Annotated in this window: 21 protein-coding genes; 7 read left to right on the top strand and 14 right to left on the bottom strand. The window is 72.5% G+C overall.

All coding sequences use genetic code 11. The features are described from left to right. Window positions 1–5: 5 nt before the first annotated feature. From QMF98_RS04670 to QMF98_RS04640, 7 genes are all read right to left on the bottom strand, one after another. Window positions 6–1748: a dipeptide ABC transporter ATP-binding protein gene (locus tag QMF98_RS04670; RefSeq protein ID WP_337974901.1), complete on the bottom strand. Its 1743-nt coding sequence runs from the start codon at window positions 1746–1748 to the stop codon at window positions 6–8. Further along, window positions 1745–2695: an ABC transporter permease gene (locus QMF98_RS04665; RefSeq protein ID WP_337974900.1), complete on the bottom strand. Its 951-nt coding sequence runs from the start codon at window positions 2693–2695 to the stop codon at window positions 1745–1747. Before QMF98_RS04665 ends, QMF98_RS04670 begins: the two co-directional genes overlap by 4 nt. Next, window positions 2688–3614, bottom strand: a complete 927-nt coding sequence (locus QMF98_RS04660) for an ABC transporter permease (RefSeq protein WP_291763227.1) — start codon at window positions 3612–3614, stop codon at window positions 2688–2690. The genes QMF98_RS04665 and QMF98_RS04660 overlap by 8 nt, the downstream gene beginning before the upstream one ends. A gap of 175 nt (window positions 3615–3789) precedes the next feature. Continuing rightward, entirely contained in the window at window positions 3790–5478 is a 1689-nt protein-coding gene (locus QMF98_RS04655) for a peptide ABC transporter substrate-binding protein (RefSeq protein WP_337974899.1), read from the bottom strand. 245 nt (window positions 5479–5723) lie between these two features. After that, complete coding sequence (locus tag QMF98_RS04650; RefSeq protein ID WP_337974898.1) at window positions 5724–7568, bottom strand: ABC transporter ATP-binding protein; 1845 nt, start codon at window positions 7566–7568, stop codon at window positions 5724–5726. After that, a complete protein-coding gene (locus QMF98_RS04645; RefSeq protein WP_337974897.1) occupies window positions 7561–8448 on the bottom strand; it encodes an ABC transporter permease in 888 nt (295 codons plus the stop codon). The genes QMF98_RS04650 and QMF98_RS04645 overlap by 8 nt, the downstream gene beginning before the upstream one ends. 1 nt (window position 8449) lies before the next feature. Next, on the bottom strand, window positions 8450–9433 hold the full coding sequence (locus QMF98_RS04640) for an ABC transporter permease (protein WP_337974896.1): 984 nt from the start codon (window positions 9431–9433) through the stop codon (window positions 8450–8452). 205 nt (window positions 9434–9638) lie between these two features. On the opposite strand from QMF98_RS04640, the gene QMF98_RS04635 reads away from it, so the two are divergent. Continuing rightward, the gene (locus tag QMF98_RS04635; RefSeq protein ID WP_337974895.1) at window positions 9639–11360 is read left to right on the top strand and encodes an ABC transporter family substrate-binding protein; all 1722 of its coding nucleotides are present in this window, start codon (window positions 9639–9641) and stop codon (window positions 11358–11360) included. A gap of 61 nt (window positions 11361–11421) precedes the next feature. Continuing rightward, complete coding sequence (locus tag QMF98_RS04630; RefSeq protein ID WP_337974894.1) at window positions 11422–12042, top strand: DedA family protein; 621 nt, start codon at window positions 11422–11424, stop codon at window positions 12040–12042. A 6-nt stretch (window positions 12043–12048) separates the two neighbouring features. Here the strand turns inward: QMF98_RS04630 and mgtA are convergent, their stop codons facing one another. The 3 genes from mgtA to QMF98_RS04615 are packed head-to-tail and all read right to left on the bottom strand — an operon-like array spanning window position 12049 to window position 16446. Continuing rightward, on the bottom strand, window positions 12049–14688 hold the full coding sequence (mgtA, locus tag QMF98_RS04625; RefSeq protein ID WP_337974893.1) for a magnesium-translocating P-type ATPase: 2640 nt from the start codon (window positions 14686–14688) through the stop codon (window positions 12049–12051). Beyond that, on the bottom strand, window positions 14685–15224 hold the full coding sequence (locus tag QMF98_RS04620) for a DinB family protein (protein WP_337974892.1): 540 nt from the start codon (window positions 15222–15224) through the stop codon (window positions 14685–14687). Before QMF98_RS04620 ends, mgtA begins: the two co-directional genes overlap by 4 nt. A gap of 13 nt (window positions 15225–15237) precedes the next feature. After that, window positions 15238–16446 carry an MFS transporter gene (locus QMF98_RS04615; RefSeq protein ID WP_337974891.1) on the bottom strand — a complete coding sequence of 403 codons (1209 nt, stop codon included), beginning with the start codon at window positions 16444–16446 and terminating at the stop codon, window positions 15238–15240. Between the two features lie 113 nt (window positions 16447–16559). Between QMF98_RS04615 and QMF98_RS04610 the strand changes: the two genes are divergently transcribed. The 5 genes from QMF98_RS04610 (at window position 16560) to QMF98_RS04590 (ending at window position 22157) form a co-directional block, all read left to right on the top strand. Further along, window positions 16560–16946 (top strand): VOC family protein, encoded by a 387-nt coding sequence (locus QMF98_RS04610; RefSeq protein WP_337974890.1) that lies wholly within the window; start codon window positions 16560–16562, stop codon window positions 16944–16946. Between the two features lie 10 nt (window positions 16947–16956). Beyond that, window positions 16957–18039, top strand: coding sequence for a tellurite resistance/C4-dicarboxylate transporter family protein (locus QMF98_RS04605; protein WP_337974889.1), 1083 nt, complete (start codon window positions 16957–16959; stop codon window positions 18037–18039). A gap of 58 nt (window positions 18040–18097) precedes the next feature. Then, window positions 18098–19663 carry a S53 family peptidase gene (locus QMF98_RS04600; protein WP_337974888.1) on the top strand — a complete coding sequence of 522 codons (1566 nt, stop codon included), beginning with the start codon at window positions 18098–18100 and terminating at the stop codon, window positions 19661–19663. A 101-nt stretch (window positions 19664–19764) separates the two neighbouring features. Next, entirely contained in the window at window positions 19765–20973 is a 1209-nt protein-coding gene (locus QMF98_RS04595; RefSeq protein WP_337974887.1) for an alpha/beta hydrolase, read from the top strand. Continuing rightward, window positions 20970–22157, top strand: a complete 1188-nt coding sequence (locus QMF98_RS04590; protein WP_337974886.1) for a DUF4214 domain-containing protein — start codon at window positions 20970–20972, stop codon at window positions 22155–22157. The genes QMF98_RS04595 and QMF98_RS04590 overlap by 4 nt, the downstream gene beginning before the upstream one ends. Window positions 22158–22246: 89 nt before the next feature. On the opposite strand, the gene QMF98_RS04585 is transcribed toward QMF98_RS04590, so the two are convergent. The 4 genes from QMF98_RS04585 to QMF98_RS04570 form a co-directional block, all read right to left on the bottom strand. Next, window positions 22247–22786, bottom strand: a complete 540-nt coding sequence (locus tag QMF98_RS04585) for a GNAT family N-acetyltransferase (RefSeq protein WP_337974885.1) — start codon at window positions 22784–22786, stop codon at window positions 22247–22249. A gap of 73 nt (window positions 22787–22859) precedes the next feature. Further along, window positions 22860–23936, bottom strand: coding sequence for a redox-regulated ATPase YchF (ychF, locus tag QMF98_RS04580; RefSeq protein WP_337974884.1), 1077 nt, complete (start codon window positions 23934–23936; stop codon window positions 22860–22862). An 18-nt stretch (window positions 23937–23954) separates the two neighbouring features. Then, window positions 23955–25517, bottom strand: a complete 1563-nt coding sequence (locus QMF98_RS04575; protein WP_337974883.1) for a hypothetical protein — start codon at window positions 25515–25517, stop codon at window positions 23955–23957. Continuing rightward, entirely contained in the window at window positions 25487–26341 is an 855-nt protein-coding gene (locus tag QMF98_RS04570) for an ABC transporter ATP-binding protein (protein WP_337974882.1), read from the bottom strand. The genes QMF98_RS04575 and QMF98_RS04570 overlap by 31 nt, the downstream gene beginning before the upstream one ends. Window positions 26342–26428: the final 87 nt, after the last annotated feature.

The raw sequence follows: 26428 nt of genomic DNA, 5'->3' as shown, positions 1-26428 counted from the left end.
GGTGCTCAGGCGGCCGGCGGGGCGCCGAACACGTCGAGGTGCGCGCCCGGGATCGCGTTCAGCAGCTCGCGCGTGTACTCCTCGCGCGGGTTGTCGAACACCTCGTCGGTGGTGGCCGCCTCGACGATGCGACCGGACTGCATGACGGAGACCTCGTCGGCGATCTGCCGCACGACGGCCAGGTCGTGGGTGATGAAGAGGTACGTCAGGCCCAGCTCGGCCTGCAGGTCGTTCAGCAGCGTGAGGATCTGCGCCTGCACCAGCACGTCCAGTGCGGAGACCGCCTCGTCGCACACGATCACGTCGGGCTCGAGCGCGAGGGCGCGGGCGACGGCGATGCGCTGCCGCTGACCACCGGACAGCTCGTTGGGGAACCGCCGCATGGTCGACGCCGGCAGCGCCACCATGTCGAGCAGCTCGCGCACCCGCTTCTCGCGAGCCTTCTTGTCACCGACGTGGTGGATCCGCAGCGGCTCCTCGAGCGTGCGGAAGATCGAGTACATCGGGTCCAGCGACCCGTACGGGTTCTGGAAGATCGGCTGCACCCGGCGGCGGAACGAGAACTCGCCCTTGCGGTCGAGCGAGTGCAGGTCGGTGCCCTCGAAGTAGATCTTCCCCTCGGTGGGCTGCAGCAGGTTGAGCATGATGTTGGCCACCGTCGACTTGCCGGAGCCCGACTCGCCCACCAGCGCCATCGTGGTGCCACGGCGCACGGTGAACGAGACGTCGTCCACCGCCTTGAACTCCTTGGCCACGCCTGCGCCGCCACCGCGCAGCTCGAACACCTTCGTCAGGTGCTCGACGCGGATCAGCTCCTCACGGGCGGGGCTGACGCCGTCGCCGTGCGTGATGGCCAGCAGCTCCGTGGCACGCTCGCCGCGCTCCTTGGCGCTCTGGATGCGGCGCGACGCGAGCGAGGGCGCCGAGGCGACCAGCCGCTTGGTGTACGGGTGCTGCGGGTCGGCCAGGATCTTGCGCGCCGGCCCGGACTCGACCACCTGGCCGCGGTACATCACGACGAGGTGCTCGGCGCGCTCCGCCGCGAGGCCCAGGTCGTGGGTGATGAACAGGACCGCCGTGCCCAGCTGGTCCGTCAGACCCTCGAGGTGGTCGAGGATCTTGCGCTGCACCGTCACGTCGAGGGCCGACGTCGGCTCGTCGGCGATCAGCAGCTTGGGCCGTGCCGCCAGGCCGATCGCGATGAGCGCGCGCTGGCGCATACCGCCGGAGAACTCGTGCGGGTACTGGTTGGCACGCCGTGCGGCGTCCGGCAGACCGGCCTCCGCGAGCAGCTCGGCGACGCGGGTCATCGCGGCCTTGCCGGACGCGATGCCGTTGGCCTTGAGGGCCTCCTTGACCTGGTACCCGATCTTCCAGACGGGGTTCAGGTTGGTCATCGGGTCCTGCGGAACCAGGCCGATCTCCTTGCCGCGCAGGCCGACGAACGTCTTCTTGTCGGCGCCGACCAGCTCGCGGCCGTCGAACAGGATCGATCCCGCGGTGACCCGGCCGGTGCCGGGCAGCAGGTTGATGATCGAGTGCGCGAGCGTCGACTTGCCCGAGCCCGACTCGCCCACGATGGCGACGGCCTGGCCGGGGTAGATGGTCAGGTCCGCGCCGCGCACCGCGTTGACCACACCGGTCCCGGTGGTGAACGAGACGTCCAGGTTGCGCACCTGGAGCAAGGGGCTGTTGCGGTCGACCAACGGCGCCTGCGTGTCGGTCAGCTCCACCGTCGTCCTGCTCATCGCTTCCGGGCCTTCGGGTCGAGGGCGTCACGCACGGCGTCGCCCATCATGATGAAGCCGAGCACCGTCAGGGCGAGGGCACCGGCCGGGTAGAAGAGGATGCCCGGGTAGCTGCGCAGCTGCTGCTGGGCCTTGGCCACGTCCGCTCCCCACGAGACCACCGACGGCGGCAGCCCGAGACCGAGGAACGACAGCGTCGCCTCGGCCACGATGAACGTGCCGAGGGACACGGTCGCGGTCACGATGATCGGGGCCAGCGAGTTCGGCATCACGTGCCGCACCAGCGCCGCCGGTCGTGAGGCGCCGAGCGCCTTGGCGGCAGTGATGAAGTCGGCGTTCTTGACGCTCATCACGGCGCCGCGAGTGATGCGGGCGATCTGCGGCCAGCCGAAGACCCCGAGCACCAGCACCACGGTGAAGATGTTGCGGTGCGCCCGGAACATCGCCATGACCAGCACGGCGGCGAGCACGAACGGGATCGCGAAGAAGATGTCGGTCACGCGCGACAGCAGCGCGTCGAACCAGCCGGCGTAGAAGCCGGCGATCGCGCCGATCACCGCGCCGAGGATGGTGACGAGAATGGTGGTCAGCACGCCGACCGCGACCGACGCACGGGCGCCGTAGATGGTGCGGGCGTAGATGTCGCAGCCTTGGAAGTCGAAGCCGAACGGGTGTCCCGACGCCGGCCGCTTCAGGCTGTTCTGCAGCTCGCAGAAGTTCGGGTCCACCGAGGTGAACAGCTTCGGGAAGATCGCGACGACGACCACCAGCAGGATGATCGCCGCGGACACCCAGAACAGCGGGCGGGTCCGGAGGTTGCGCCAGGCGTCCTGCCACATGCTGGCAGGCGCCTCGGTCTCGTCGACGGCGTCGACGGCGGCGAGCACGTCCTCGTCCAGCGAGGCGAAGAAGTGCGCCTGGTCCTGACGGACGAGGGGCTCAGGCATAACGGATCCTCGGGTCGAGTGCGGCGTACAGCAGGTCCACGATCAGGTTCGCCGCGATGAACACGATCACGAGGATCGTGGTGAAGGACACGATGGTGGGCGCGCTCCCCTGGCGGATCGCCTGGTAGAGGGTTCCGCCGACGCCCGAGATGTTGAAGATGCCCTCGGTGACGATCGCGCCGCCCATCAGGCTGCCGAGGTCGGACCCGAGGAACGTCACGACGGGGATCAGCGAGTTGCGCAGCACGTGCACCATCACCACGCGGGGCCGGGACAGACCCTTGGCGGTCGCGGTGCGGACGAAGTCGGCGGTGAGGTTCTCGAAGACGGACGTCCGGGTCAGCCGCAGCACGTAGGCGAACGACACCGCCCCCAGCACGATCGCCGGCATCAGCAACGTCCGGAACGACACGTCCGACCCGACGGACACCGGCAGCAGGTGCCACTTCACGCCGACGAAGAACTGGAGCACGAAGCCGATGACGAAGGTCGGCACGGCGATCACCACGAGGCTGACGACCAGCAGCGTGGAGTCGAACAGCTTGCCCTTGCGCAGGCCGGCGAGCAGTCCGGCGCCGATGCCGAACACGCCCTCGAAGACCAGCGCCATGATCGCGAGCTTGAAGGTGATCGGGTACGCGTGCGCCAGCAGCTCACCGACGGGGCGTCCCGAGAAGGTCACGCCGAAGTTCCCGGTGAAGATGCCCTTGAGGTACAGCACGTACTGGACCAGGAAAGGCTTGTCCAGGTTGTACTTGGAGCGCAGCTGCGCCGCCAGCGCATCGCTCACACCCTTGTCACCGCCCAGCGCGAGCACAGGGTCGCCGGGCAGCGAGAACACCATGAAGTAGATCAGCAGCGTCGCCCCGAAGAACACGGGGATCGCCTGGAGCAGGCGGCGGCCGAGATAGCGGGCCATCAGCCTTCCTTCGAGTCAGGGGTCGCGGCGATCAGTGCCGCGACAGGGGGGTCCGCTCCCTCACGGAGGCGGAGCGCCGACCGGTGAACTGTAGTCCATCGGCGCCGTCCGACCACCGCAGACGAGTGGGGGCGGGGCCCCAGCGGGCCCCGCCCCCACTCGTGGAGCGATCAGGTCAGGACTTGGTGACCGCGTAGTACAGCGGGACGCCGTCCCAGCCGAACTCGACGTTCTTCACCGTCTTGGCGAAGCCGCCCGTGGAGTTCGAGTACCACAGCGGGATCGACGGCAGGTCCTTGAACAGGATCGTCTGGGCCTGGGCGAAGTCCTTGTTCGCGTCGTCCAGAGACTTCTCCTGCGCACCCTTGCTCAGCAGCGCGTCGAACTGCGGGTTCGAGTAGCTGCCGTCGTTCGAGCCGGCTCCCGTGGCCCACATGGCACCGAGGAAGTCGAGCGCGCCCGGGTAGTCACCCTGCCAGCCGCTGCGGAAGGCACCGGTCAGACCGGTCTTCTTGCCCTTCTTGCTGGCGTTGATGTCCGTACGCAGGTCCTTGAAGACCGGGTACGGCTGGCCGGCCGCGTCGATGCCCAGCGCGTTCTTGATGCTGTTGGTCACGGCGTCGACCCATGCCTGGTGCCCACCGTCGGCGTTGTACGCGATGGTGAAGCTGCCCGACCACGGCGACATGGCGTCCGCCTGGGCCCAGAGCTTCTTGGCGGCAGCCGGGTCGTACTTCAGCACGTCGGAGCCGTCGATCTTGTCCGACCAGCCCGGGATGACCGGGGAGGTGAAGTCGGTCGCCGGGGTACGGGTGCCGTGGAAGATCGTCTTGGTGATGGTGTCACGGTCGATCGCGTGGGAGAGAGCCGCACGGCGGAGCTGACCCTCGGCGCCGGTGAAGTGCGCGAGGTTCTGCGGGATCGTGAAGCCCTGCCACACGGCGCCCGGGATGTTCACCGCGTTGCTGCCCAGGTCGTTCTGGAAGGTGCCCAGAGCGGACGACGGGACGGTCTGCAGGACGTCGAGCTGGCCGGCGAGCAGGTCGTTGTAGGCCGTGTCCTGAGATGTGTAGAACTTGATGTCCAGCCCACCGTTGCGCGCCTTGCGGTCACCGGTGAAGTCCGCGTTCGGCACCAGCTTGATGTCGACGTTGTGGGTCCAGCCGTTGTCGGCGACCTTGTACGGGCCGTTGCCGATCGGGTTCTCGCCGAACGCCTTCATGTCCTTGAACGCCACGGACGGCAGCGGGAAGAACGCCGAGTAGCCGATGCGGACCGGGAAGTCCGACAGCGGGGTGGTCAGCTGGACCGTGAAGGTGGTGTCGTCCACGACCTTCAGGCCGGACATCGTCGTGGCCTTCGGCTGGCTCGAGGCGTCCGCGGCCTGCGTGTCGTCGTAGCCGACGATCGGGATGCCGTAGCTCGGGTCCTGGAACCAGCCGCTGTTCAGCTGGGCGTTGGTTGAGACGGCGCCGTAGTTCCACGCGTCCACGAAGCTCTTGGCCGTGACGGGCTCACCGTTGGTGAACTTCCAGCCGGACTTCAGCTTGATGGTCCAGTTGGTGTTGTCCGACGACGTGATCGAGTCGGCGACCTCGTTGTGCGTCTTGCCCTTGGCGTCGTAGTACACGAGGCCCGCGAAGATCTGGGTGAGGATCGTCCCGCCACCGGTCTCGTTGGTGTTGGTGGGGATCAGCGGGTTCTCGGGCTCGCTGCCCCATGCCGTGACGATGCCCGTGCTGGTCCCGCCGCTGGCCGCCGTGGTCGAGCTGGAGCTCGACGAGCCGCCGCTGGAGCAGGCCGCGAGGAGCAGGGCACCAGCCGTGATCGTCGCGAGCAGGCCTGCGCTACGCCTGATCTTCAATGTTCCTCCTGGGATGGGAGTGGCCGGGCGACTGCCAGCGCCACCGGCGTCGCCGGGTGCGCGTGGGGACGTCGCCGACCGCCACACGTTGGGAGCCACCGTAGGGCGGTCGAGACGGACATTCGCGACAGGCTGGACACCAGTTTCGAATCGTTACGTGATCGATACTGCCCAGTAGGTCCCGCGCTGGGAGGATGCCCGCCCCGACACCCGCGCGAAACATGTTGGTAACACGATGCCTGCGATCAGGGGTGTCGTTGAACGGGGACGTCCGCGTGGTGGCACGCCACGTCCCGGCCCTCGGTCCGGCGAGACACCGGGTCCACCCGTGTGCACAGCTGCGCGAGGTCGTCGGGCAGCTCGGCGCGGAGCGCACACCGGTGACGGAAGCGGCACCCGGTCGTCGGCGGCGCGTCGTCGTCCAGCAGCGGCACCGGAGCCGGTCGCACGCGCGGGTCGGCGACCGGGACGGCTGCGAGCAGGGCACGCGTGTACGGGTGCCGCGGGTCGTCGAGCACCACGTGCGCCGGCCCCTGCTCGACCACGCGGCCGCGGTACATCACCGCGACCAGCTCGGCGTGGGCGCGCACCACCCCCAGGTCGTGGGCGACGAGGACGCAGGTCAGCCGCAGCTCGTCGCGCAACCGGTCCACCAGGGCGAGCAGCGCGGCTCGGACCGGTGCGTCGAGCGCCGAGACCGGCTCATCCAGCACCAGGACCTCGGGCCGGGCGGCGAGCGCGCGGGCCAGGGCGACGCGCTGCAGCTGACCGCCCGAGAGCTCGTGCGGGTACCGGTCCGCGAGGGCCGCGGGCAGGCCGACCAGTCGCAGGACGCCGGCGACGTCCGTACCGGTCGCGGCGGCCGCCCGGAGGCCCTCGGCCAGGGACTCCCGCACCGTCATGCGCGGGTCGAGCGAGCCGCCGGCGTCCTGGAACACCAGCTGCACCCGTCGGCGCAGGGCCAGGCGCTCGGCGCGACCGAGCCGCGGCACCGTGGACACGTCGGTGCCGACCACCCGCACGGTCCCGGCCTCGGGCGGCTCGAGGGACGCGATGGCCAACGCCGTCGTCGTCTTCCCGCTCCCGCTCTCCCCGACCAGAGCCAACGTGGCGCCCCGCGGCACGACGAGGCTCACCCCGTCCATCGCCGCGACGGCCTGGTCGGCCGCGCGCCCCCTCCACCTGCTCCGCGACCGGAAGGTGCGATGCACGTCGACCAGCTCGACGGCCGCAGGCCCGGTGGGCTCCACCTCGGACCGGGTGGCGGCGGACGCCTCGGCCCGGAGCAGGCTGGCGGTGTAGTCCTGACGGGGCGCGTCGAACAACGTCGTCACGTCGCCCTGCTCCACGACCTGCCCGTCCCGCAGCACCACGACGCGGTCCGCATGCCCCGCCACCACCCCCGGGTCGTGCGTGATGAGGAGCAGCGACGCGCCGGCCGCCTCGCGCGCCCGGTGCAGCACCTCGAGCACCTGCGCCTGGACCGTGACGTCCAGGGACGAGGTGGGCTCGTCGGCGACGATCAGCCGGGGGCGGTTGGCGACCGCGACCGCGACGAGCACGCGCTGGCGCTGGCCGCCGGACAGCTGGTGCGGGTAGGCGTCGAGGGTCCGGCCCGGCAGGCCGACGAGGGTGCACAGCTGCGCCGCCCGGGCGAGCGCGGCCGCACGGGACAGCCGTCGGTCGTGCAGCTGGAGCGCCTCGACGAGCAGGGCGCCGACGCGGTGCACCGGGGGCAGCGCCGAGCGCGGGTCCTGGAACACCATCGCGATCCGCGCGCCGCGCAGCGCGGAGAACGCGCGGTCGGGCAGGTCGAGGAGCGAGGTTCCCTCCAGCCGGACCGAGCCGCGCACGCGCGCGCTCGAGGGGAGCAGCCCGAGGACGGCGAGCGCCGTCGTCGTCTTCCCCGCCCCCGACTCGCCGACCAGGGCGACCACCTCGTCGGCCGAGACGGTGAACGAGACGTCTCGGACGGCCGGCACACCCCCGGGTGCGGCGGACCGGCCACACGGGCGCGGCCCCAGCCGTGCCGCACGGGGGGCACGGAAGGTGACACCCAGCCCCTCCACGGCGAGCAGCGGCTCACTCACCGGCTGTCCCCGTCGTGGGGTCGAGGGCGTCGCGCAGCGCGTCGCCGACGAGGCTGGTCGCGAGGACCGTCACGACCAGTAGACCGGCCGGGAACCAGAACAGCCAGGGCCGCGTGACCGCCGAGGCGCTGCCGGCGGCGAGGAGGGTGCCCAGCGACACCGCGGGCGGCCCGAGGCCGAGACCGACCCAGCCGAGCGTCGCCTCGGTGAGCACCGCCGCTGCGACGCCCAGCGTCGCGTCCACCACCAGGAGGGACGCGAGGTGCGGCAGCACGTGCCGGCGCAGCACCGCACCCGTGGGCACGCCGAGGAACCGCGCCGCCGTCACGAAGTCGCGGCGGCGCAGCGAGCGGGCCTGCGCCCGGACCAGGCGTGCCATCACCATCCAGCCCAGCAGCGCGATGGCGAGCGCCACCGCGAACCAGCCGGCACGGCCCGCCGTCGGGGCGAGAAGCACCAGCAGGTAGAAGGACGGGAGCACGAGCGCGAGGTCGATGCCCCACACCACCACGCGGTCGACCCGGCCTCCGAGGTAGCCGCCGACGGCGCCGACCACGGCGGCGACCAGCGTCGACAGCGGGCCGGCGACCAGCCCGACGGCGAGCGACGTGCGCAGCCCGACGAGGGTGCGGACGAACAGGTCCCGACCGGAGGAGTCCGTGCCGAACCAGTGCAGCGCCGTCGGCGGACGCCCGAAGGCCGTCACGTCCGAGGTGAACGGGTCCCAGCGCGACAGGACGGGACCGAGGACGGCCGCGAGGACGACCAGCGCCAGCACCGCCAAGCCCACCCGGGCCTGCGGTGCTCGGACGGTACGACGCAGCACCCCGGGCGCACCGGACCCGGGGGTCGGTGCGGCGGTCAGGTCGGTGACGGCCACGTCAGGTCCGCACACGGGGGTCGAGGGCGGCGTGCAGCACGTCGGCGAGCACCCCGGCGAGCAGCACCAGGACGGCGGTGAACAGGACCGTGCCGGCCGCCGCGTTCACGTCGTCGTCGACGACCGACCGGACCAGGTACTCCCCCATGCCGTGCCAGCTGAAGGCGAGCTCGGTGATCGCCGCGCCGGTCAGGATCAGGCCGAAGGAGTACGCGAAGAACGTGGACATGGGGATCAGCGCCACCCGGACCCCGTGGCGCCACAGGGCGGAACGGCGGGTGTGGCCCATCGACCGCGCCGTGCGGACGTGGTCCGCCGCGAGCACGTCGAGCATCGCCGCGCGCTGGTAGCGGGACCACGTCGCGGCCGTGCCCAGCGCGAGGCAGAGGGTCGGCAGCAGCAGGTGCGCCGCCCGGTCCCCCAGCTGCGCCGGCCAGCCACCGGCCAGGCCCGGCGTGTACTCCCCGGTGAAGGGGACCAGGGTGCGACCCGCGGCCGAGTCCAGTCGCACCGCGAGGGTCATCAGCACCACCGCGAGGACGAACGGTGGGGTGGCCAGCAGCACGAACGAGCCCACCGTGGTCACCCGGTCCGGCCAGCGGTACTGACGGGAGGCGCCCCACGTGCCCACCGCCACCCCGAGCAGGGCGCCGAGCAGGCTGCCGAGGAGCAGCAGGCGCAGGCTGGTGCCCGCACGGGCCGCGATCTCGGCGGTCACCGGCACGCCCCGCACGCTGAGCCCGAGGGAACCGTGGGTGACGAGCTCGGTCAGCCAGTGCCACAGGCGGGCCGGCACCGGGACCCCGGGGTCCACGCCGAGCGCAGCGAGCTCCGCGTGCACCACCGAGGGGGGCACGGGCGGGGTCCGACCCGCGTACCGCGCCGCCGGGTGCAGCGTCAGGCTGGCGAGCACGTAGCCCAGCGCCGTCGCGACCGTCGCCAGCACCCCGTAGCCCGCGGCCCGGCGCAGGAGGAACCGGAGCATCGCGCCGACGCTAACACCGGGTCGCTCCCGCGGCGCCGACCACGCCGGGACGAACCGGACAGGTGCGACACGCCGCGCCCACCAGGCACTCCGCATCCGAGACCGGTTCTCGGTCAGAGGTTGGCCGCGGGCGCTCCGGACGACATGATGGCCACGCAGGGGTGCACGTTCGCCACGTCTCGGCGCTGAACACGATGTGAGGACCATGGCCTACCCCAGGACGTCCGCACGGCTGTGCGCGGGCCTCGTCGCCGTGCTGCTCGGCCTCGCCGGGTGCACCTCCGGGTCCCCCACCCCCCGTGCCACCACCGGGACGACGGGCGTGGCCACGACCGCCGCACTGCCGGGCACGGCGTGGCGAGCCGTGCCCCGCGCGCAGGTGCGCGACGGCGGCTCCCTCACCCTCAGCGTCGACGCGCTGCCGCAGACCTACCAGCTCAACGACCCGAACTCCTCGCTGGACCTGCAGCGGATCTCCAACCTGTACCTGCCGTCGTTCGTGCGGATCGGGGCGGACGGCAGCTGGTCGCCGGACCCCGACTACACCGCCTCGCTGACCGTGACGTCGCAGGACCCCGAGGTGGTCGAGCTGCGCATCGCCCCGGCCGCCACCTGGTCGGACGGCACGCCGTTGAGCTGGCGCGACCTCGCCGCGAGCTGGCAGGCGTTCAACGGCACCAACTCGGCGTACGCACCGGCGTCGACGGCGGTGTGGCAGGACGTGAAGTCGGTGACGCGCGGGGACGACGACCGCGACGTGCTGATCACCTTCGCCAAGACCGATGCCGACTGGCCGGCGCTGCTGGCCAGCGTGTACCCGTCGTGGGCCGTGGACACGCCGGCGCACTTCGCCTCGGCGTGGAAGAACGGCCCGTTCGCGGCAGACGGCACGACGTACGTCTCCGCGGGGCCCTTCGTCGTGCGCTCGATCGACACGAACGCCGGGGTGGTCACCCTCGGCCGCAACCCCCGGTGGTGGGGCGACCCGGCTCGTCTCGACACGGTCGTGTTCCGCACGGTGGCCCGGGACAGCCTCGGCCAGAGCTTCGCCAACCAGGAGCTGGACGCGGTCGACGTGATGGGCATGCCGGACGTGCTCACCGCCGCGCGTGCCCGGCAGGGCACCACCGTGGAGCAGTCCGGCGGCACGGTGGCGCGGCAGCTGACGCTCAACGGCACCGCAGGCGTGTTCGCCGACCCGGCGGTCCGCAAGGCGTTCGCCCAGGCGGTCGATCGCACGGTGCTCGCCCAGGCGGTGCTCGGCCAGGTGGGGGCGCCGGTGCAGACGCTCGGCAGCGTGATCTTCGTCCCTGGGCAGAAGGGGTACGCCGACCACACGGGAGGGGTGCTCACCGGCTCTGCGGCGGACGCGCGCAGCACCTTGCAGGCGGCGGGCTGGACGATCGGGCAGGACGGGGTGGCGACGAAGGGCGGCACCCGGCTGACCGCCCGTTTCGTCGCCCCGCAGGGCGCGGCGGCGGTCGCGACGATCGCACAGCTGGTGAGCCAGCAGGCGAAGGCGGCGGGCTTCGACGTGAGCGTCCAGACGGTGCCCGGCAGCGACTTCTTCAGCAGCTACGTCACCACGGACAAGCGCAACTTCGACGTGACGTCGTTCGCCTGGGTGGCGGGGGCGTTCCCCATCGCGACCGCCGAGGCGTACTTCTACCCGACCGACTCCGGGTCCAACTACGGCGGCGTCACGGACAAGACCCTCGGCAGCGACTGGGACGCGCTGAACGCCCAGCTGGACCCGGCGAAGCGGCTGACGCTCGCCGCGGACGTCGACAAGCGTGCGCTGGACCTGTTCACCATGATCCCGCTGTTCGTCGAGCCGTCGACGTGGGTGGTCCGCTCGGACCTGGCCAACTACGGCCCGTCGCAGTTCCAGGACGTGCGCTGGCAGGACGTCGGGTACACCGGCTGACGGCGCGTGCCGCGGTGGGCGGCACCGGGCCGATCTGCCGATCGCCGGATACCGTCGCGCCATGACGGCCTTCCTGGACCAGGTGCTCGGTGCCGCCCCGTGGGCCGTGCTGCTCGTCGTCGGGCTCGTGGTGTTCGCCGAGGACGCGCTGTTCGTCGGCTTCGTGCTGCCGGGCGAGACCGCGGCGATCCTCGGTGGCGTCGCGGCGCACCGGGGGCACGTGGCGTTCGCGGCCGTGCTGGCGGTGGTGATCGTGGCCGCGATCGTCGGAGACAGCGTCGGGTACGAGGTCGGACGGCTGATCGGACCGCGCGTGCTCGCGTCCCGGATCGTGGCGAAGCGGCGCGAGCGCATCGAGGGCGCGCAGGAGTTCCTGGCCCGGCGCGGCGGCTGGGCCGTGCTGCTCGGCCGCTGGGTCGCCTTCTTCCGCGCCGTCATGCCGGCCCTGGCCGGTCTGGCCCGCATGCCGTACCACGTGTTCCTGCCGTTCAACGCCGTCGGCGGGATCATCTGGGGGTCGGTCGTCGTCAGCGTCGGCTACCTCGCCGGCGCCTCCTACGCCGCGGTGGAGAAGAAGCTGGGCACGGACTCGGCCCTGGTCGTGCTCGGGATCGTCCTCGTCGGTCTGCTGGTGTGGCACCTGCGCAAGCGGTTCACGTCCCGCAGGACCGCGTCCGAGTGACGGCCCTCAGCCGACGCGGCGTCGCACAACCCGAGGCCGAGGCAGGGCCGTGCTGAACCGCGCCGCCCGCCGACGGATGCGCTGCGGCCGGCGGTCGACGGGTTCCACGCGCGGGACCGCGGGTACCGCGCCGTAGAAGAGCCGCTTGGCCAGCTCGACGAGCACGAGGTAGGCCGCCACCATGGCGGCGAGAGCCGCGAAGAACGCCCCCGGGAGGGGCTGGAACCCGAGGGCGTGCGCGAGCGGCGTCGAGGGCAGCACCGCACCGACGACGACGGTGCCGAGCGCCGCGAGCGTCAGCGGGAGACTCGGGCGGCTCCGGAAGAACGGGACCCGGTGGGTACGGATCGCGAAGATGATCAACGTCTGCGTGGCGAGCGACTCGACGAACCAGCCGGAACGGAACTGCGCCGGGCCGGAGTGGAACACCCAGAGCATCACGGCGAACGTGAGCAGGTCGAACACCGAGCTGAGGGGTCCGAACCGGACCATGAAGCGGCGGATCGACGCGATGTCCCAGTGCGAGGGCCGCTGCAGCTGCTCCTCGTCCACGTCGTCCGTCGGGATCGCCAGCTGGCTGGTGTCGTAGAGCAGGTTGTTCAGGAGGATCTGCGACGGCAGCATCGGCAGGAAGCTGAGGAAGAGCGAGGCCAGTGCGGCCGAGGCCATGTTGCCGAAGTTGCTCGACGTGCCCATCAGCACGTACTTGATCGTGTTCGCGAAGATCCGCCGGCCCTCGGCAACCCCGTCCGCGAGCACGTCGAGGTCCTTCTCGAGCAGGATCACGTCGGCGGCGTCCTTGGCGACGTCGGTCGCCGAGTCCACCGAGATGCCGACGTCTGCGGCGTGCAGCGCGAGGGCGTCGTTGACGCCGTCGCCGAGGAAGGCCACCCCACCCCCCGTCCGTCGCTGCGCGCGGACGATGCGAGCCTTGTCCTCGGGTGAGACCCGGGCGAAGACGGTCGTCGTGGCGAGGGCCGCGCCCAGCTCCTCCTCGCCCATCGCGGCCAGGTCGGGACCGCTCAGGGCCCGCCCGACGTCCAGGCCCAGGTCCCGGCACACCTTGACCGCGACCGCGGCGTTGTCCCCCGTCACGATCTTGACCGCGATGCCGAGGCGGGCCAGCCGCTGCAGGGCGGTCGCCGCGCTGGGCTTCGGCGGGTCGAGGAACACCAGCAGGCCGGTCAGGTGCAGGTCGTGCTCGTCGTCGGGCGTCGGAGGCGCCTCCGAGGCGACGGGTCGGGTCGCGACCGCCACCACCCGGTTGCCGGCCACGAACTCCGCCTCCAGCGCGGCGCGAGCCTGCTCCGGCACGTCCGTGCAGCGTTCGAGCACGGTCTCCGGCGCTCCCTTGGTGACCAGGGCGGTCGCACCCGCCGGGTCGCGGACCACGACCGAGACCATCCGGCGCTCGTGGTCGAAGGGCAGCACGCCCAGCGTGGTCCAGCGAGCGACCTCCGCCTTGACCGCGAGCGCAGCCGGTGACTCCCAGAGCGCCTCGTCGAGCGGGTTGCCGCCGACGGACCGGCCGTCCTCGGTCGCGTTCTCGGTGGAGAGCAAGCCCCAGCGCAGCACGTCGCGCGGGTGCAGGTCACCGGTGGCCCACGCGCGCGCGTATGCCACCTGTCCGAGCGTGAGGGTGCCGGTCTTGTCCGTGAACAGGACGTCGACGTCGCCGAGGTCCTCGATGCACACCAGTCGCTTGACGAGCACCTTGCGGCGGATCATCCGGCGCGAGCCCGCCGTGAGGCTGGTCGACACGACGGCGGGCAGCAGCTGCGGTGTGATGCCGACCGCGATGGCCAACGAGAAGAGCAGCGCGTCGAGGAACGGACGATGCAGCACCAGGTTGACCGCGAAGATCGACGTGGTCAGCGCCCCCGCGACGTACACCAGCAGCATGGAGAACCGGCGCAGACCCACCTGGAACTGGGTCTCGAGCTGATGGGTCCCCAGCCCCGCCGCGATCGCCCCGAACTCCGTGCCGCGTCCGGTGGAGACCACGACGCCGCGGCCACTGCCCGCGTGCACGACCGTGCCCATCAGCGCGCAGCACCTCAGCTCCGCGAGCGGGGTGCCGACGCCCACCGGGTCCGTCGCCTTGTCGACCGGCAGTCCCTCGCCCGTCAGCACGGACTCGGTGCAGGCGAGTCCGGCGACCGCGAGCAGCCGCACGTCGGCCGGCACCACCTCGCCCAGCCGCAGCTCGATCACATCTCCCGGGACCAGCGCGGTGACGTCGATCGACTGTGCCCGACCGTCGCGGACGACCACGGCCTGGTGCCGGATGGTCGAGTGCAGGGCCTGTGCCGCTCGCTCCGCCCGGTACTCGTTGACGAACCCGAGCCCGACGGACATCGCGACGATCACGCCGATGATGACGGCGTCGCTGCGCTCCCCGACCAGGTACGACGCCGCGGCCGCGGCCAGCAGCAGCCCGAGGAGCGGGGAGCGCACCTGGTGCCACAGGACGGGGAGCAGCCGGGCGCGGTGCGAGGAGACCGCGTTGGGTCCGTGCTGCAGGAGCCGCCGAGCGGCCTCGTCGGAGCTGAGCCCGCGTTCCGCGCTCACCTCGAGCGCGGCGCAGACGGCCGGGCCCGTCGAGACGGCGGCGTCCGAGACCGCGGACGGGGTGGCGGTGGTCATTGGCCGGTGCGGCCGTCGATGCACTCGCGCAGCAGGTCGGCGTGCCCGGCGTGCCGCGCGTACTCCTCGATCAGGTGCACCAGGACGTCGCGCACCGACACGGTGCCGTCACGGTGCGGCACCGTGTCGCCGAGGTGGTCGTCGTCCAGGCCGTCCAGCAGCTCGTCGGCCAGCGCGATCTGCTGCTTCCACGTCGCGAACGCCTCGTCGACCACGCCCTGGTCCGGCACGGCGCCGTCGAAGTCGTCGTCGGGCGCGTCCGGGGCCCAGTAGAGCGGCGGCTCGTCCTGGCGCCCCTGCAGCACGCGCCGGAACCAGCTCTGCTCCACGTGCGCGAGGTGGCGCACGAGGCCCAGGAGGCTCAGGGTGCTGGGCGGCACCGAGCGGAGCGCCAGCTGCTCGGCGTCGAGGTCCTGGCACTTCAGCTCGATGGTCAGCCGGTAGTTGGTCAGGTACTCCCGGTACGTCGCCAGCTCCCCCACGGGGTTCCCGTAGGTGCGGGGGTCGAGCTCGGGAGTGGTCCACGTGTCGCTCATGCCGACCACCAGATCACGGACGCGGCCTGGCGCGGAAGCGCAATGCCGCGAGCACCGGGACTGCGATCACGGCTCCCGCACCGGAGACCAGCAGCGGCACGGTTCCCCTGCCGCGACCCACGTCCCACAGCAGCCCCGCCCAGAGGCCGGCCACGAGCACGGCCCCGCTGCTCAACGCCTGGAACGCGCCCTGGGCGCGGCCACGGTGCTCCGCCGGCACCAGCGAGGAGATCCACGCCTTGCCCACACCGTCGGTCAGGGCCGGGAACAGGCCGTAGACGGCCAGCAGGACGAACACGACCGGCCCCTTGCCGACCAGCGCGAGGCCGACGTAGCCGACGGCGAACGCCAGCAGGCCCACCGCGTAGACGTAGGCCCGCGGCCAGCGGTCCGTCAGCGCACCGGCCGGGTACGAGCCGACCGCGTAGACGACGTTGAACAGCACGTAGGCGAGCACCACCTGCGTGGTGCCGAACCCGAGCTCCGAGACCCGCAGCAGCAGCAACGTGTCGGAGAAGTTGACCAGCCCGACGACGACGAGCACGCCGACCACCCACCAGTACGCCCCGGGCAGCGGGTGGGACGGCGCCGCGGATGCCGCGGCGGGTCGGACCGGGGCGCCTGCGGGCGCGGGTGCCCGATGGTCGCGCACCAGCACGACGAGGCCGGCGGACAGCGCCGCCGGCACCACCGCCCACCACAGGGCCGCGTGCAGGTTGCCACCCATCACGGACAGCGCGAGCAGCCCGAGCAGCGGCCCGACCACCGCTCCGAGCGTGTCCCCCGCCCGGTGGAAGCCGAACGCCCGGCCGAGGTTCTCCGACGGGACCGACGCGGCGATCAGCGCATCCCGCGGTGCCGACCGCACGCCTTTGCCCAGACGGTCGACCGTCCGGCCGGCCAGCACCATCGGCCACGCCCCGGCCGCCGCGACCAGCACCTTGCCGACCGCGGCGAGACCGTAGCCGGCGCCGATGAACCGCACGCGCCCCGCCCGGTCCGACCAGCGGCCGGTCACGTAGCGCGTCAGGCCGGCCACGCCCTCCGCACCGCCCTCGATCACGCCGAGCACCACGGGTGGCGCCGCGAGCACCCCCGTGACCAGCACCGGGAGCAACGGGTACAGCAGCTCGCTCGCCGTGTCCTGGAACAGGGACACGAGCGTGAGCACGACGAGGTTGCGGGTGAGCCACCGACGCCCCTGCCCCGTCACCGCCGCCATGCCGACCCCCTCACCGGTGACAGGGTCGCCACCGGGTGCCAAGGTAGGCCCGGCCGACACCCGCCGGCGCCGCACCGTGAGCCGCCGACCGCACCGTCATCCGAGGAGGCGCCATGAGCGAGTGGCCGGGACCGATCTTCGCCCTGACCCTGTTCGCCGAGGACCTCGGCGATACCAAGCGCTTCTACACCGAGGTGTTCGGGCTGCCCGTCGTCTACGAGGACGCCAACTCGGCGGTGTTCCAGCTCGGCGAGACGTTGATCAACCTGCTGGCGGTGTCGCAGGCGCCGGGGCTCGTCGGACCCGCGCCGATCGCACCGCCGGAGGCCGGCGTGCGCAGCCAGCTGACGCTCAAGGTCGCGGACGTCGACGCGATGTGCGCCGAGCTCGAGCGCCGAGGCGTCACCCTGCTGAACGGGCCGATGGACCGCCCTTGGGGCCCGCGCACGGCCGCGTTCCGCGACCCGACCGGCACGGTCTGGGAGATCGCCTCCCAGTAGCCTGCGGCGGGTGACCACCGAGCTGAGCGGCCGGGTGCGCGGCGCCGTCGAGGGCCTGACGCCCGGGTACTTCGCTCTGGTGATGGCCACCGGCATCATCTCCGTCGGCATGCGGCTCGAGGGGTTCGTCGTCATCTCCGACACCCTGCTCGCGATCACCGCTGCCGGCTACGCCGTGCTGGTCGTCCTGACCGCGTGGCGCCTGCTCGTGTACCGGCGCGCCGTGAGCGACGACTTCAACGACCCGAGACGTGCCTTCGGCTTCTTCACCTTCGTCGCCGCCACCAACGTGCTGGGCGTCCGGCTCGGGGCCGACGGCCACCATGCGGCGACCGCCGCGCTGCTGGTCGTCTCGGGCGCCTCGTGGCTGGTGCTCGGGTACGTCGTCCCGTGGACCGCCGCCCTCGGTCGGCAGCAACGGCCGATCGTCGCGGACGCGAACGGCACCTGGTTCATCTGGGTGGTCGCCAGCCAGTCGGTCGCGATCGCGGCGGCCACCATCGAGCCCGTCTTCGGCACCGGCCGCCGCGAGCTGGCTGTGCTCGCCGTCACCTCGTGGTCCGTGGGGGTGTTCCTCTACGCGGCCGCGGGGATCTTCGTCGCGCTGCGGCTGATGCTCTACCGGTTCGGGCCGGAGGACCTCACGGCGCCCTACTGGGTGTCGATGGGCGCCCTCGCGATCTCGGTGCTGGCGGGCGCGCGCATCGTCGAGATGGCCGACGCGCCGATGGTGCAGGCGACGCGAGGCCTGATCGCCGGCCTGACCGTGGTGCTGTGGGCGTTCGCCACCTGGCTGATCCCGGCGCTGGTCGCCGCCGGCTGGTGGCGGCACGTCGCCCGACGCCTGCCCCTGCCGTACGACGCCACGCTGTGGAGCATCGTGTTCCCGCTCGGCATGTACGGCGTCGCCGGCATCTACCTGGGCCAGGCGGACCAGCTGCCGGTGGTGGGGATGGTCGGGCGCGTGGAGCTGTGGGTGGCGCTGGTCGCCTGGATCGTGGTGTTCCTCGCGATGCTGCGGCACGTGTGGCTGAGCGTCGTCGTCGGCGCGCGGGCCCGGCGGGACGAGAGGCCCGGGGCCGTCGCGCACTGAGCCCACCGGCCCGGCTCCCGCGGTGGCGGGTGTGGGTGCACGGAGGGAGGGTGCGGGGATGAGCGAGGAACGACACTCCCTGCCCGGCAGCACCCGGCACCCGGTGCCCGACGCCCGGCCGGTGGGCGGCCCCGAGCCGACCGCGACGGTGGAGGTGACGCTCGTGCTGCGCCGCCGTGGTGAGCTGCCACCGCCCGGTGGTGCGCCGCTGAGCCGCGAGCAGCTCGCCGCGACGGCCGGCGCGGATCCGCAGGACCTGGAGCTGGTGCGCCGCACGCTGGCGGCGGCCGGGGTCAGCGTGACGGCCGAGGACCCGGTCTCGCGGCGCGTCCAGGCGCAGGGCAGCCTGCAGACGTTGGAACGGGTGTTCGGCACCTCCCTCGGGCTCGTGGAGTCACCCGCACCGGACGGGACCGGCACCGTCACGCACCGGCAGCGGACCGGCGAGCTGTCGGTGCCCGGCCCGTTGGCCGGCGTGGTGGTCGCGGTCCTGGGTCTGGACGACAGGCCCCAGGCGAGGACCCGGTTTCGACCCGCCGCCGCCGGCGCCAGAGCGTTCACCCCGCAGCAGCTCGGCACCGTCTACCGGTTCCCCGCCGGCACCACCGGCGCCGGGCAGAGGCTCGCCATCCTCGAGCTCGGCGGCGGCTACACCGACGCCGACCTGGCCGCCTACTGGACCCGCGTCGGGGTGATCTCCCCGCCGACCGTGACGGCCGTCGGCGTGGACGGCGCCGGGAACGCCCCGGACGGCAACCCGTCCGGCGCGGACGGTGAGGTGATGCTCGACATCGAGGTCGCCGGTGCTCTCTGCTCCGGCGCTGACCTGGTGGTGCACTTCGCACCGAACACCGACCGTGGCTTCCTCGACGCGCTGGCGACCGCGGTGCACGCGAGCCCGACGCCGGCCGCCGTGAGCATCAGCTGGGGGCAGTCGGAGGACCAGTGGACCGCGCAGGCCCGGGCCGCGATGGACCAGGCGATGGCGGACGCCGGCGCCCTGGGCGTCACGGTGTGCGTGGCCTCCGGCGACGACGGCAGCAACGACAACTCCACCGACGGTCGGCCGCACGTCGACTACCCCGCCTCCAGCCCGCAGGCGCTCGGCTGCGGCGGCACCACGCTGCACGCCGACGCCACGACTGGCCGGGTCGCGACCGAGACGGTGTGGTTCCACGGCGCCGGCCAGGGCGGTACGGGCGGTGGGGTGAGCGACGTCTACCCGACGCCGGCGTGGCAGTCCCGCGTCGGCGTGCCGGCGAACGCCGCGACCGGGCGGTCGGGGCGTGGTGTGCCCGACGTCGCCGGGGATGCCGACCCCGCCACGGGGTACGACGTCCGGGTGGACGGGACGGACACCGTCATCGGGGGGACGAGCGCCGTCGCACCGCTGTGGGCGGCACTCGTGTGCCGCCTGTCCGAAGGGCTGGGTCGGCTGCCCGGCCCGCTGGGTCCGCAGCTCTACGCCGGTGCACGTGCGGGGGCGCCGACCGGCGGCCTGCGGGACATCACGTCGGGCACCAACGGGGCCTACTCCGCCGGCCCCGGCTGGGACCCGTGCACCGGCCTGGGCGTTCCCGACGGCCAGGCGCTGCTGGACAGGCTCCGCGCGGTGCACGCCTGACCGGAGACCCTGAACGGTGGGATCGTCCCAGCACGGCTCATCGCGGGCCCACCACGCGGCAGGGAGGTTCGATTCACGTGCCACCACTCGGAGCAGCGTGGATGCGCACCCACCGTCGAGGGCTGCGCCGAGCGCTGAAGACCCTGCTGGTCCTGGCGATCGTGCTGGTGGTGGCGCTCGGCGGGTACGTCGGCTACGTGACGGTCCGGCAGCAGCAGGAGGTCGCCCTCCCCGCCCCGACCGGCCGGTATCCCGTCGGCCGGACGATGGCCGACTGGACCGACGACGCCCGCAGCGACCCGCTCGCCCCACGGGCGGGCACGCCACGCGAGCTGTCCGTGTGGCTCTGGTACCCGGCCGCACCGGCGCCAGGCGCGGCACCTGCGCGCTACACCCCGGGCGCATGGTCAGGACTGCACCTGCACGGCCCGCTCGGGCTGGGCGAGACCCGTTTCGACCACGTCCGGGTGCACGCCGTCGCCGACGCCCCCGCCGCGGCCGGTCGGTTCCCCGTGGTCGTGCTCGAACCAGGGTTGGGTCTGGCCGCGCCGCAATACACCACGCTCGCGGAGAACCTGGCGAGCCACGGATACCTGGTCGCCGGCATCACACCCACCTACAGCGCCCACCTGACCGTGCTGGACGGACGGCCGGTGGGTGCGACACCCGCCGGCAACCTGCAGGAGTCCGACGCGGCGGCCATGCGTCCGGCCGCCGACCGGCTGGTCAGCGTATGGGCAGCCGACGACCGCTTCGCCGCGTCCCGGGTCGCGGCGCTGGATGCGACCGGCCGGTTCGCGGGGCATGTCGACGCGGCCACCACCGTGTACCTGGGGCACTCCTTCGGCGGCGCCGCCGCCCTGCAGGCCTGCCACGACGACCCGCACTGCGTAGGCGCGGCCGACCTCGACGGGACCCAGTTCGGCACGGTCGTCCAGTCCGGACTGCAGAAGCCCGTGCTGCTGCTGGCCAGCCAGGGCACCTGCATCACCGGCACCTGCCGGCCGAGCGGCTCCGACGAGCAGTCCGCACGCGATGCGGCCCGCACCTTGCTGACCGCCAGCACCGGGCCTGTCTGGAGCTTCCAGCTCGACGGGGCCCGGCACCTCAACTTCAGCGACTACGGCGCCTACTACCTGGCCGCCCCGCTCCGCGCCCTGGTCGGGCTCGGGTCGATCGACGGCGACCACGCGCTGGCCATCACCGACGCCTACCTGGCCGCGTTCGTCGACCACGTGGCGCGCGGCCTGCCGGAACCGCTGCTGGCCGGGTCCAGGCCGTACCCCGAGGTGCAGCGTGCTGCTTCTTGAGCGGGTGCTCCGAGCTGCACCGCGTCGGCGCATACCAGCAATGCGAATCGCGCCACGAGGGCGCCGCGGCTGGCTACGCTCCGCTCACGGCCGCGGTGCACTGGTGCGCTGGTGCGCACTACACCGATTCCGGCGTCGGACACGGCGACACCGCCGCGCCTGTTCCTCGGGTAGCCCCTGGAGACCACGTGCGCATCACTCACCGGGCCCTCGCGCTCGCCGCCGTCAGCCTGCTGGTCGCCTCGACGGCCGCACCCGCCTCTGCTGCGCCCCGGCACACCGTCCTCGACCCCGCATCCGCGAACGCGGTCTACAACTACGTGATCTCCATCTACGAGGATCTCTTCCACCGGGCGCCGGAGTGGTCGGGCGAAGTGGGGTGGTCGACCGCACTGATCTCGGGCACGCCACGCATCGCGGTGGCCAACGCGATCACCTCCTCGGAGGAGTTCCGGACCGGCCTGATCGACGACGCCTACGACACCTACCTGGGGCGTGGTCCCGACGCAGGCGGCCTGCAGTCCTGGCTAGGCGGCATGAGCGCAGGCATGACCGTCGAGCAGCTCGACTCGGGCTTCATCGCCTCACCTGAGTACTGGGCGACCAACGGCGGGACCTCCGCGGACTGGGTCAGGGCCCTGTACCGCGATGTCCTCGGCCGCGATGCCGGTAGCTCAGAGGTCACCGGCTGGGTGGCGGCGCTCGACCGCGGAGCGACCCGCACGCAGGTCTCGCTGGGCTTCCTGCTGTCGACCGAGTATCTGACCACGGTCGTCGACGGCTACTACCAGCGGCTCCTCCGCCGGAGCATCGAACCGGGACAAGGCACCTGGGTCGCGGCCATCCAGAACGGGGCGCGCGACGAGCAGATCATCGGCGGCATCGTCGCCTCCGACGAGTACTGGAACAACGAGTCGACGCGCCCCTGGGTCGGAAGCATCTCGTTGTCGCCCAATCAGGACACCAGCGTGTATCTCGGTTGGGGTCAGACCTACACCGTCCAGGCCTATCAGCCGGACGGGACACTCATCGGCGACGCCACCGACGAGGCCACCATCACCTGGGACGGTCAGCCGTGCCTGCACGGGTTGTGCCAGCCCACAGCTGTCGGCCCGCACGAGATCCACGCGCAGCATCGCGGCCTCAACGCCTGGGTGACGCTGACGGTGCTCCCTCTTGCCTGACCGTCGCGCCTGAGGACTCGCTCGGTACCTCGTCCCTCCACTGCTGGGCCTGGGCGGGACCGCATCCCCGCGCAGGCGTCGAGCGGCCGTCACGAGCCCGGGAATGTCACCTGGAAGAGTGCATGGGCTTGCCACCGGCCCGCGATTCGCAGGTAGTCCGGCGCCACGCCGTACTGGACGAACCCGTTCGAGGTCAGCACGCGCTGGGAGGCGGTGTTGTCGAGCAGCGTGCTCGCCTCGAGCCGATGGAGCCCGAGCTCCTCAGCCGCGAGCCGCTTGGCTGCGGCGACCGCCCTCGTCGCGATCCCACGGCCGTTGCGGTCCTGCGCCACCCAGTAGCCGACGCTCGCGGACTGGAAGGCGCCCCGGATGATGCTGTTGAGGTTGAGGATCCCCACCACGTCGCCGCCCTCGACCAGCACGGCGGGGTAGATCGTTCCCGCCTCGGCGGACGCAAGCGCCGTCCGCACCGCGCGCTCCTGCCCCTCGTCGGTGAACCAGTCCTCGGTGCGCACCGGGCTCGTCGGCGCGAGGAAGTCCCGGTTTGCCCGGACCAGCCGCGCGAGGACCGGTGCGTCACCGAGGGTCAGCCGGCGCAGGGGCGAGGCCGCGTCTGCGATCACCGTCACGCGCGTGCTCCCTCCAGTCGCAGCCTGCGGTCCGACCGGCGGCTCGCCGGGCCGGTCGGTGCGGCCACCAGGGTCACACGTTGAAGCGGAACTCCACCACGTCGCCGTCGGCCATCACGTAGTCCTTGCCCTCGATCCGCGCCTTGCCGGCGGCGCGCACCGCTGCCACGGAGCCCGCCTCGACCAGGTCCGCGTAGCTGATCACCTCGGCCTTGATGAAGCCCTTCTGGAAGTCCGTGTGGATCACCCCGGCCGCCTGCGGTGCCGTCCAGCCCTGGTGGATGGTCCACGCGCGGGCCTCCTTCGGGCCGGCGGTGAGGTACGTCTGCAGGCCGAGGGTGTGGAACCCGACGCGGGCCAGCTGGTCCAGCCCGGACTCCTCCTGACCGTTTGCGGCGAGCATCTCGCGGGCCTCGTCCGGCTCGAGCTCGACCAGCTCGGCCTCGAACTTCGCGTCGAGGAACACGGCGTCGGCGGGCGCGACGGCCGCCCGCAGCCTCTCCTGCATCGCGGTGTCCGCCAGGCCCTCGTCGTCCGTGTTGAACACGTAGATGAACGGCTTGGTCGTGAGCAGGCCGAACTCCGCCAGCGTCTGGACGTCCACACCGTCGGCCAGTGAGAGCGGGCGACCGTCCTCCAGCACCGCCTGCGCCTGCTGCGCGGCGGCCAGGGATGCGGCGTCGGCCCGCTTGAGCCGCACCTCCTTCTCCAGGCGCGGCACCACCTTCTCCAGGGTCTGCAGGTCCGCGAGCGCCAGCTCGGTGTGGATCGTCTCGATGTCCGCCAGCGGCTCGACACGACCCTCGACGTGGACCACGTCCGGGTCGGCGAACGCCCTGGTCACCACGCAGATCGCGTCGGCCTCACGGATGTTGGCGAGGAACTTGTTGCCCAGCCCCTCGCCCTCGCTCGCACCCTTGACGATGCCGGCGATGTCGACGAACGACACGGTGGCCGGGATCGTCCGCTCGGAGTCGAACACGCGCGCGAGCTCGGTCAGCCGGGGGTCAGGCAGCGGAACCACGCCGACGTTGGGCTCGATGGTCGCGAACGGGTAGTTGGCGGCGAGCACCTGGGCCTGCGTCAGAGCGTTGAAGAGGGTGGACTTGCCGACGTTGGGCAGGCCGACGATGCCGATGGTGAGCGCCACGGCGGGAGAGTCTACGGGTCAGGCCATGGCGATCAGCCGGCGCAGCAGGTCAGGGGCGGTGCGGTCGAGCGTGCGACCGCCGAGCCGCACACCGAGGGCCATCAGCCCCGTCCCGAGCGCCGGGCCGACCGCGAGGGTGACCCAGCCGAGCGCCTCGCGGTGCCCGGCCACCGACATCACGGCGAGCACCGTGACCGGCGCGCACAGCAGCCCGACCGTCGTCCACCCCGCGAGCTGCGTGAGCATCGCGGGGACCGTGGCGCCCTGCTGGGTGGAGAACGGGTTCTCTCCCGCCTTGCGCACGCGGTAGACGACGAGTGCGGAGGCGACGGACGAGACCCCGAGCGTCGTGGTCAGGGTGCCGAGGGCGCTGCCGAGCAGCGGCGCGACGGCGTCCGGACGGTGCAGGAAGAGCGCGCACGCGATCGTCATGACCGTCACCACCGGCACGCCGAGCACCAGGGCGGCCAGCACGCGTCCCACGCGGTCCACCCCGCCGCGCACCCCCGCAGCGACGTGCACCCAGAACGCCGGGCCGTCGAAGCTGATGTCGGAGGAGATGGACCAGCCGAGCAGGAAACCTGCGAGCGGTCCCGCGGCCAGCACCAGGCCGCTGCCCATGCCGAGCACGGCGAAGAGCACGGGGAAGATCGGCACGGCCACGACCGCCATGGCGTAGCGCGGATCGCGGATCCAGTAGGTCAGGCACCGGGCCACCACGGCTCCCCGTGGGCTGGCCGGCACGCGGGCGAACCAGCCGAGCCCGCGCTGACGCCGCCCGGCCACGTCGTGCGGCGGGTCGACCAGGGCCCGGGCGAGCGACCGGTCCCAGACGAGCACCGCCACCGCGACCGTGGCGAGGGCGACCACCAGCCGCGCCAGCGCCTGCCACCAGCGTCCCGACGCCACGTCGGGCGCCAGGGCCCAGGCCGCCCCGAACGGCGTCCAGCCGACGGCCTGCACCACCGGCGTCATGTCGGCCGCACGGATGCGGGACGCACCCATGGTGAGGGCGGACATCGCCGGGCCGATGAACATCATCGGGATCAGCACCAGCGCGGCGCCGAGCTCGCGCACCCGCCGACGCACCACCACCCGAGCCAGCGCGGTGGTCAGCGCGCGCGAGCCGACGACGCAGGTCGCCACCGCGAGGACGGCGCCCAGCAGGCTGGCGACCAGGGCCGCCGGTTCGCGCCACCACAGGATCGCCGAGCCCAGCGCGGCGAGCACCGTCATCAGGCCGGGGACGCCGACCAGCCCGGAGACCGCCAGGCCGGTGAGCAGGTGCGCCCGACGGATGGGATAGGGCGCGAAGCGCGCGGGGTCCATCGTCGCGTCGACGCCGAACGCGACGAGCGGCACCACGCACCACGCGAGCACCAGCGCAGCACCGGCGACGACGACCACGAGCTCGCGAAGCACCAGCGCCTGGGTGCTGACGTAGACCAAGCCGCCCGCCACCGTCATGAGCAGGCCCAGGCCGTACACCAGGCCGAGGATCATCAGCACCACCTGCCAGGCGCTGCGCTTCAGCCCGTTGGCGAGCAGCCTCAGCTTGAGGCGGACGAGGTGCCCAACCACGCCAGTCCCCCGCCCGTGATGCGTCCGCCGACCAGCTGCACGAACCGGTCCTCCAGCGTGCCGGCTCCGCGCACCTCGTCCACCGTGCCCGCGGCCAGCACGTGGCCGCCGGCGATCACCGCGACGTGGTCGCACATCCGCTGGACCAGGTCCATCACGTGCGACGAGACGATCACCGTGCCGCCGCCCGCCACGTACGCCGCGAGGATGTCCCGGATGTTCGCGGCCGAGACGGGGTCGACCGCCTCGAACGGCTCGTCGAGCACCAGCAGCCGGGGTGCGTGCACCAGGGCGCACGCGAGCGCGATCTTCTTCGTCATGCCGGCCGAGTAGTCGACCACGAGCGTGTCCGCGTCCCGCTCCAGGTCCATGGTCCGCAGCAGGTCGGCGGTGCGGGCAGCCACCGTGTCCCGGTCGAGGCCGCGGAGCAGACCGGCGTACGTGATCGCCTGCGCGCCGGTCAGACGGTCGAACAGCGGGATGCCGTCCGGCAGCACGCCGAGCAACGCCTTGCCGCGCAGCGGATCGGCCCACAGGTCGACGCCCTGCACCCACACGCTGCCGAAGTCGGGGCGCAGCAGACCGGTCGCCATCAGCAGTGTGGTGGTCTTGCCGGCACCGTTGGGCCCCACGAGGCCGTAGCAGGAGCCGGTCGGCACGTCGAGGTCCAGACCGGCGACCGCGATGGTGCTGCCGAAGCGACGCCACAGGCCACGGAGCACCAGTGCCGGGGGCTCGGCGAGCGGCCGAGCAGGGGCGAGCGGCGGTGGTGGATCGGGAGGGAGCTGCGGCCCCTGGTTGCCGTCGGGCACGGGCGTCAGCATAGGTGCGGGCACCCACGCGGGTCCGGGGTTCTGGCGCGGCCCCGCGCCGGTGGAGGGACGGGAGGACGTCTGCCGTGCGCGCCGCGA

Source organism: Cellulomonas sp. NTE-D12 (assembly GCF_027923705.1).
GTDB lineage: Bacteria > Actinomycetota > Actinomycetes > Actinomycetales > Cellulomonadaceae > Cellulomonas.
The sequence above is the reverse complement of the archived record's forward strand: the minus strand, read 5'-3'. Positions and strand labels throughout refer to the sequence as shown.